Source organism: Qipengyuania sp., assembly GCF_042095715.1.
In the GTDB taxonomy this organism is placed as follows: domain Bacteria; phylum Pseudomonadota; class Alphaproteobacteria; order Sphingomonadales; family Sphingomonadaceae; genus Qipengyuania.
This window is the reverse complement of the sequence record NZ_JBELMO010000030.1, coordinates 25,261-32,230: the sequence shown is the minus strand read 5'-3', so window position 1 is coordinate 32,230 and position 6,970 is coordinate 25,261. Positions and strand designations below refer to the sequence as shown.

The window sequence follows — 6,970 nt, the reverse complement described above, 5'->3', positions numbered from 1 at the left end:
GTGGGGGTTCCGGGCAATATCGAACTGGCGTGGGAAGCCCACAAGCGCTTCGGGAAATTGCCCTGGCCGGTGCTGTTCGGCCCCGCCATCGATCTTGCGCGCAAGGGCTTCGCGATCAACGAACGCATGTTTACATCGCTGACCAACAGTGGCGAGTTCATTGCCGACAATCCTGCCGCCAAAGCCTGGCTGTTCCAGCCCGACGGCTCGCCCAAGCCGCTGGGCGAACTGGCGAAGAACGAGGAGCTGGCCCAGACGCTGGAAGCAGTCGCGCGTGGCGGGCCCGATGCCTTCTATCAGGGCGAACTGGCGAAATCCTTGGCGCAAACCGTTGCCGCCGCCACTCCCAGGCCGGGCGCGATGACGCCGCAGGACGTGGCGAGCTATGAAGCCAAGCCGCGCGATGCGGTCTGCGGCAGCTATCGCGGCTATCGCCTGTGCGGAATGGGCCCGCCGACATCGGGCGGCATCGCCGTCCTCCAGATCCTGGGAATGCTGGAGCGATTCGATCTTGCAGCGATGGGACCGAAAAATCCGGAGGTCTGGCATCTTTTCACTGAGGCCCAGCGTCTCGCCTATGCCGACCGCGAGCTCTATGCGGCAGATGCCGATTTCGTGCCGGTCCCGGTGGCGGGCCTGCTCGACAAGAGCTATCTGGCCAAGCGGAGCGCCATGATCTCGCCCGAAAAGAGCCTGGTAACGGTCGAAGCAGGTTCGCCCGCCGGGGCCCGGGCCGCGTTTGCCGATGGCGACGAACCCGAAGAGCATGGGACCACCCACTTCGCGGCGGTCGATCGCGACGGGACGATGGTGAGCTATACCTCCACCATCGAAAGCGCCTTCGGCTCTGGGCTGATGGCAGGGGGTTTCTTCCTCAACAACGAGCTGACGGACTTCAGCCGCAACCCGAGCGTGGACGGCAAGATGGTGGCCAACCGGGTGGAGGGCGGCAAGCGTCCGCGCAGCTCGATGGCGCCTTTCGTCGTGTGGGATCCGGAAGGCCGCCCGGTGCTGGCGATCGGCGCGGCAGGCGGAGCGACGATCCCGGTCCAGACCGCGCGCAGCATCATCGGCTTCATCGATTTCGGCCTCTCGCCAGAGGACGCGCTGGGCCTGCCCTTCCTGATGGCCTACGGCAATCAGGTAATGGTCGAAAAAGGAACCTGGCTCGAAGCGGCCATGGACCGGTTCAGGGCGCTGGGCCACACGCAGATCGTGGCGCGGGAAGCGCCGGTGAAGGCGGGCGCGGTCGGCATGGTGGACGGACAATGGCAGTCCGCGCGCGACCCCCGCTTGCAGGGCAGTGTGGATGCCCCGTGATACAGGGATGCTTGCCGTCGGATCGGGGCCAGCCTAAACCCATCGCAACGCAGACAACTGCGACACAAGAATAACGCTCGCGAGGATGCCTGCCCGTGCTTTCGGACATCGATGCCGCCAATAATCTCGTCGCCCTGTTCCTCAAGCGGGCGCAGGAAGGCGGCGATACCCCTTTCCTGGGTGCCAAGCGGAACGGCGAATGGGCCACCATAAGCTGGCGCGAAGCAGCCGACCGGGTCTGCCTTCTGGCGGAGAATCTGCGCAAGCTGGGGCTGGAGGATGGCGACCGCGTCGCCCTGGTCAGCGAAAACCGGCCCGAATGGTGTATCGCTGACCTCGCGATCATGGCCGCCGGCCTGGTCACCGTGCCCGCCTATGTAACCAATACCGAGCGCGATCACGTGCATATCTTGGACAATTCCGGTGCGCGCGCGGTGATCGTGTCCAACGAAAAGCTATCCGTTCCACTGATACCCGCGATCATGCGCACCGGCGTTGTCGAGCACATCGTGACCATGGACGGTATTCGCCAGTATCAGTCGGGCGGCGTGGATTGCCATTCTTGGGCTTCGATGCTGGAAGGCGATGCAGCCGAAGCTCGGCGCGCGGTGGAGCAGCGCATCGCCGCTATCGGGCGAGAGACGACCGCCTGTATCATCTATACCAGCGGCACAGGCGGCGCGCCGCGCGGGGTGATGCAGCACCACGGCGCGATCCTGTGCAACGCGGCGGGCGCTGCCGAAGTGCTGATCAACGATTTCGGGCTCGTGAAGGACGAACGCTTCCTGTCGTTCCTGCCGCTGAGCCATGCCTATGAGCACACCGGCGGCCAGTATCTTCCTATCGGCGTGGGCGCGCAGATCTATTACGCCGAAGGGCTGGAGAAGCTGGCCAGCAATATCGAGGAGACCCGGCCGACCTTCATGGTGGTCGTGCCGCGCCTGTTCGAAGTGCTGCGCACGCGGATCATGAAGCAGATCGAAAAGCAGGGCCGCGTGGCGAGCGGGCTGATGGACATCGCGCTGGCGGTCGGCGAACGGCGCGCGCAAGGCCGCCCGCGTTTCGGAGACAGGGCACGCGACCTCGCGGTCGAAAAGCTGCTGCGGCCCAAGATCCGCGCCAAGTTCGGCGGGCGGATCAAGGCGATGGTTTCAGGCGGCGCGCCTCTCAACCCCGAGGTGGGTATTTTCTTCGAAGCGATGGGGCTGACCATGCTGCAGGGCTATGGCCAGACCGAGGCCGGACCCGTGATCAGCTGCAACCGCCCTGCGGCAGGTATCTCCATGGCCTCCGTCGGCCCACCCCTGCGCGGCGTGGAGGTGAAGATCGCGGAAGATGGCGAAATTCTGGTGCGCGGCGAACTGGTTATGCACGGCTATTGGCAGAACCGCCAGGAGACCGAGCGGGCCATCAGAGATGGCTGGCTGCACACCGGCGATATCGGCCATATCGACGATGGGGGCCGGATCGTGATCACCGACCGCAAGAAGGACATGATCGTCAACGACAAGGGCGACAACATCGCCCCCCAGAAGCTGGAAGGCATGCTGACGCTGCAACCGGAAATCGCTCAGGCGATGGTGAGCGGGGACAAGCGCCCCTATGTCGTGGGCCTGGTGGTGCCGGATGCCGAGTGGGCGTTTGACTGGTGCAAGGAGCAGGGACGCAAGATGGACTGCAGGCAAGCGCAGTCTTCGCCCGAATTCCGCGCCGCGATCCGCAGCGCGGTGGACCGCGTCAATGCGGAGCTTTCGGTCATCGAGAAGATCCGGGGCTTCGCCTTCGCCGACGAGCCCTTCACCATCGAGAACGAGCAGCTGACCCCCTCGATGAAGATCCGCCGCCACAAGATCCGCGAAGCGTACGGAGAGCGGCTGGATGGGCTGTATCGGGGCTAAATTACTCGGTCCCAGTGCAGAGGCGTCGAATCTGGCCGACCTGGCTGGAAAAATCGCTGGCCAATTTGTCGAGCTCGACGAGGGATTGGAGCACTTCCAGCCAGGGCAGGCTCCTTTGGCGCTTCTCCCAGCGTCCATTGATCCGGGCATCTCAGGTCAGAACAAGACCTGCCGATGAAGATTTGATCGTTCCGTGAGCAAGCCCGGTACGAAACTCGCGCCGGTCCCCAATCTTTTTCAGAAGAATCTTCAGCTTGGCCGATCGGGCCGCAAATCGTGGCTCGTCCAGGCATGCGTCGAGTATCGGGAAGCGATCCCAGGCGACGCATGATCCCGAAAGCGTTTCGCCGGCATCCCCCTTGATCGCGAAGAGGCATTGCAGCGCCGTCGCTTCGAGCCGGGCGAAGCGTTCGATCATGGCGCCGCGCCACATCGCGCCCGCCTGAGCCGCTGTATCGGCTCCAACTAGTTTGAATTGCTCCTGCGGAAAAAGCGCCGACACGTTCGCAAGGTGCCATGCAATCCTTAAGGTTCGCTTGTCAGGCCGCCGCTTCCTCGATGAATTCGGGATAGAAGCTCGGCTCGCGTTCCGACCAGCCCGAAGCCGTCGCGGCCGCCTCGCTCAGCGATTGCAGCAGCAGCTTGCGGCGACCCGGTGCGATCTGCGGCAGGGCGCTCGCGGCGCAGAAGGCGCTCGGGAGCCAAGGCCGAATGGCGGCGCCCAGCAGGCGCTCGTAGAGGAAACGGAAGGCGCCGAAGCTTTCGATCCGGTCCTGCGCCAGATCGAACGCAGCGAGGCGGGTAAGCTTGCCACAGAAGATTTCGATGCCCTCTAGACTGTCTTCGTCCGGACGATCGCCCCGCAGGCTCTTCAGTTCCTGATAGGCGACGTACTGCCCGCGGATCGAATTGCATTCCTGGGGAGAGCGGCCCCAGAGGGTAAAGGCGTCACGGCGGGCGAGGCCGATATCGAGACCGCGACGAATGTATCGCTGTTCCGCAGGCGTGAAGCTCGCGAATTCGCGCATCTCCGCGATGGTGATCGACGCGGTATTGACACCAGCCATGCGGGCCTCCTTCGTGATGAAGGTAATCATGCACGCGAGTGGTTAACAGCGCGTAAGCCATAGACCCGCATCACTGCGCATCATCGCGCTAGGTCAGATTAACCCGGCCAGCGGACTGGAAGGGTCCGCATATTTTCGCGTCGCCATGCGTCCCGCGAGATAAGCCTCGCGCCCCGCCTCCACCGCCAGCTTCATCGCGCGGGCCATGCGGATGGGATCCTTGGCCTCGGCAATGGCCGTGTTCATCAGCACACCGTCGCAACCCAATTCCATCGCGACCGCGGCGTCGCTCGCCGTGCCGACGCCCGCATCGACAAGCACCGGGACGCTGGCCCCCTCCACGATCAGGCGGATGGTAACGCGGTTCTGGATACCCAGCCCGCTCCCGATCGGCGCGCCCAGCGGCATGATCGCCACCGCGCCCGCGTCTTCCAGCTGTTTCGCGGCAATAGGATCGTCGGCGCAATAGACCATCGGGTGAAACCCGTCCTTGGCCAGCACCTCGGTCGCCTTGAGAGTCTCGCGCATGTCGGGATAAAGCGTCTTTGCCTCTCCCAGCACCTCGAGCTTGACGAGATCCCAGCCGCCCGCCTCGCGCGCCAGCCTCAGGGTGCGGATTGCTTCGTCGGCATTGAAGCAGCCCGCCGTGTTGGGGAGATAGGTCACCTTCTTCGGATCGATGAAGTCGGTCAGCATCGGCGCCTTGGGATCGCTGACGTTGACACGGCGCACCGCGACGGTAACGATCTGGGCTCCACTCGCCTCGAGAGCCGCGGCGTTCTGGGCGAAATCCTTGTATTTTCCGGTGCCGACGATCAGCCGCGAGGTGAAGCTGTGGCCCGCAACGGTCCAACTGTCCGCATTGTCTCCGCCACCCACGAAATGCACGATTTCCAGCGTGTCGCCATCGGCCAGCGCCACCGCCTCCAGCGTTGAGCGCGGAGCAATTTCGCCATTGCGTTCGACCGCGACCTTGGCCGGATCGAGGCCGATTTCACGGACGAGGTCGGCGACGGTGTGGGAAGACGTACGGCGGGACTCGCCGTTGACGGTGATGGTGTGGGTTGCGGTCATGCCGCGCGCGATAGGGTCAGCAGCGGTGTTGGCGCAAGTTCAGGATGTGACCAAGCGATACGAGCGCCACGCCGATGATGGTAAGAACCGCCTCCTGCGGGCCATGCTCGACCGCGAGCGCCCCGCCCATGAAGCTGAGACCGGTCATCGCGATTACGAAAGGCGCCGCCATCCGGTGGCGCAGCGCGCCCCAGCCAATCGCGACGCCGGCGATCAGGGTCGCCAGCACCAGGCCGATACGGTGAAGATCGGGATCGGCTAGGAATCCGCCGCTCAGCCCCAGCGCCGAAACCAGGACGATGCTGAGCACGCAATGCACCGCGCAAAGCGCGGAAAGTGCAATGCCCATGCGGTCCAGCCGCAGACGAATCGGATTGAACAGGCGGGCCATCGATGGCGGCGAGTTATGTGATGATGTATCATTTTTCAAGAGCCATCGCACGAAATTCCTTTCGATCCCCACTCGATAGCCCGTTCAGATATGTCGAACACCGCGCAGAGCTTGCCGATTCTCGCACAGTGGACCAACAGGCTCGGCATGAACGCTCCGATCCTGAAGTCTCCGACAAAAACCCGGCCGCTGGCATTGGCCACTTGGCTATGGATCGTCGCCGCGCTGGTGCTGGCGATGGTCGTGGTGGGGGGCGTCACCCGGCTGACCGAGAGCGGCTTGTCGATCACCGAATGGAAGCCGGTGACGGGTGCCCTGCCCCCGCTGAGCGAAGCGGACTGGCAGGCCGAATTCGCGCTCTACAAGCAATCGCCTCAGTTCCGTTACGAGACCGGGCCGGCGGGGATGGATCTGGCTGCGTTCAAATTCATCTTCTTCTGGGAGTGGTTCCACCGTTTGCTGGGCCGGCTGGTGGGTCTCGCCTTCGCTTTGCCGCTGGCGTGGTTCTGGGCGCGCGGCGCGATCCCCAAGGGCTACAAGCCCCGGCTGGTGGCGCTGCTGGCTCTGGGTGCGATGCAGGGCGCGTTCGGATGGTTCATGGTGAGGAGCGGCCTGTCTGGGCAGATGACCTCGGTGAGCCATTTCTGGCTCTCGATCCACCTAATGACGGCACTGTTCACGCTGGGCGGGCTGGTATGGACCGCGCTCGACCTCAGGCGGCTGGCACTGATCGGCCGGGCGAGACCCGCGCGCTGGAGCTGGGCGGCGAGCCTGGCGGGCGGCGTGCTCGCGATCCAGCTGCTGCTCGGTGCCTGGGTCGCCGGGCTCGACGCGGGCCTTGCCTCCGACACCTGGCCCCTCATGCAGGGGCGGCTGGTGCCTGAGTACGACGATACGCGCGGGCTTTGGTACGCGATGACGCACGATCCCTTCCTGATTCATTTCGAACACCGCTGGTGGGCTTTCGTCACCGTGGCGGCGCTGATCTGGTTCGCCCGGAAAGTGCGCCATCTGGATCGCAAGGCGTCCGTCGCCATTCACATCGCATTCGGAGTCCAGATCCTGTTGGGCATCGCGACGGTGGTTGCGGGCATGCCGATCTGGCTTGCCGCGCTGCATCAGCTGACCGGTGCGCTGCTGGTCATGGCCTTCGCCTGGGGCGCGCATGTTTACGGGCGCAGGCGCGACCAAACCGGCTCGATTGCGACGCAATAAGCGCG

General features: G+C 64.3%; 7 protein-coding genes. 3 read left to right on the top strand and 4 right to left on the bottom strand.

Annotated features, from left to right (window positions below):
• The coding region (locus ACFDTG_RS08915; protein ID WP_375290680.1) for a gamma-glutamyltransferase family protein at positions 1-1,320 on the top strand (1,320 nt) is incomplete at its 5' end.
• A 95-nt stretch (positions 1,321-1,415) separates the two neighbouring features.
• Positions 1,416-3,218 carry an AMP-dependent synthetase/ligase gene (locus ACFDTG_RS08910; protein ID WP_375290679.1) on the top strand — a complete coding sequence of 601 codons (1,803 nt, stop codon included), beginning with the start codon at positions 1,416-1,418 and terminating at the stop codon, positions 3,216-3,218.
• Between the two features lie 151 nt (positions 3,219-3,369).
• Here ACFDTG_RS08910 and ACFDTG_RS08905 read toward each other — a convergent pair whose 3' ends face one another.
• From ACFDTG_RS08905 to ACFDTG_RS08890, 4 genes are all read right to left on the bottom strand, one after another.
• Positions 3,370-3,720, bottom strand: coding sequence for a hypothetical protein (locus ACFDTG_RS08905; protein WP_375290678.1), 351 nt, complete (start codon positions 3,718-3,720; stop codon positions 3,370-3,372).
• A gap of 37 nt (positions 3,721-3,757) precedes the next feature.
• Positions 3,758-4,285 carry a hypothetical protein gene (locus tag ACFDTG_RS08900; protein ID WP_375290677.1) on the bottom strand — a complete coding sequence of 176 codons (528 nt, stop codon included), beginning with the start codon at positions 4,283-4,285 and terminating at the stop codon, positions 3,758-3,760.
• 93 nt (positions 4,286-4,378) lie between these two features.
• Positions 4,379-5,359, bottom strand: coding sequence for a sulfur carrier protein ThiS (gene thiS / locus ACFDTG_RS08895; protein ID WP_375290676.1), 981 nt, complete (start codon positions 5,357-5,359; stop codon positions 4,379-4,381).
• A gap of 16 nt (positions 5,360-5,375) precedes the next feature.
• On the bottom strand, positions 5,376-5,750 hold the full coding sequence (locus ACFDTG_RS08890) for a MerC domain-containing protein (RefSeq protein ID WP_375290675.1): 375 nt from the start codon (positions 5,748-5,750) through the stop codon (positions 5,376-5,378).
• 147 nt (positions 5,751-5,897) lie between these two features.
• Here ACFDTG_RS08890 and ACFDTG_RS08885 point away from each other — a divergent pair, with 147 nt between their 5' ends.
• Complete coding sequence (locus tag ACFDTG_RS08885) at positions 5,898-6,965, top strand: COX15/CtaA family protein (protein ID WP_375290674.1); 1,068 nt, start codon at positions 5,898-5,900, stop codon at positions 6,963-6,965.
• The last annotated feature ends 5 nt before the right edge of the window (positions 6,966-6,970 follow it).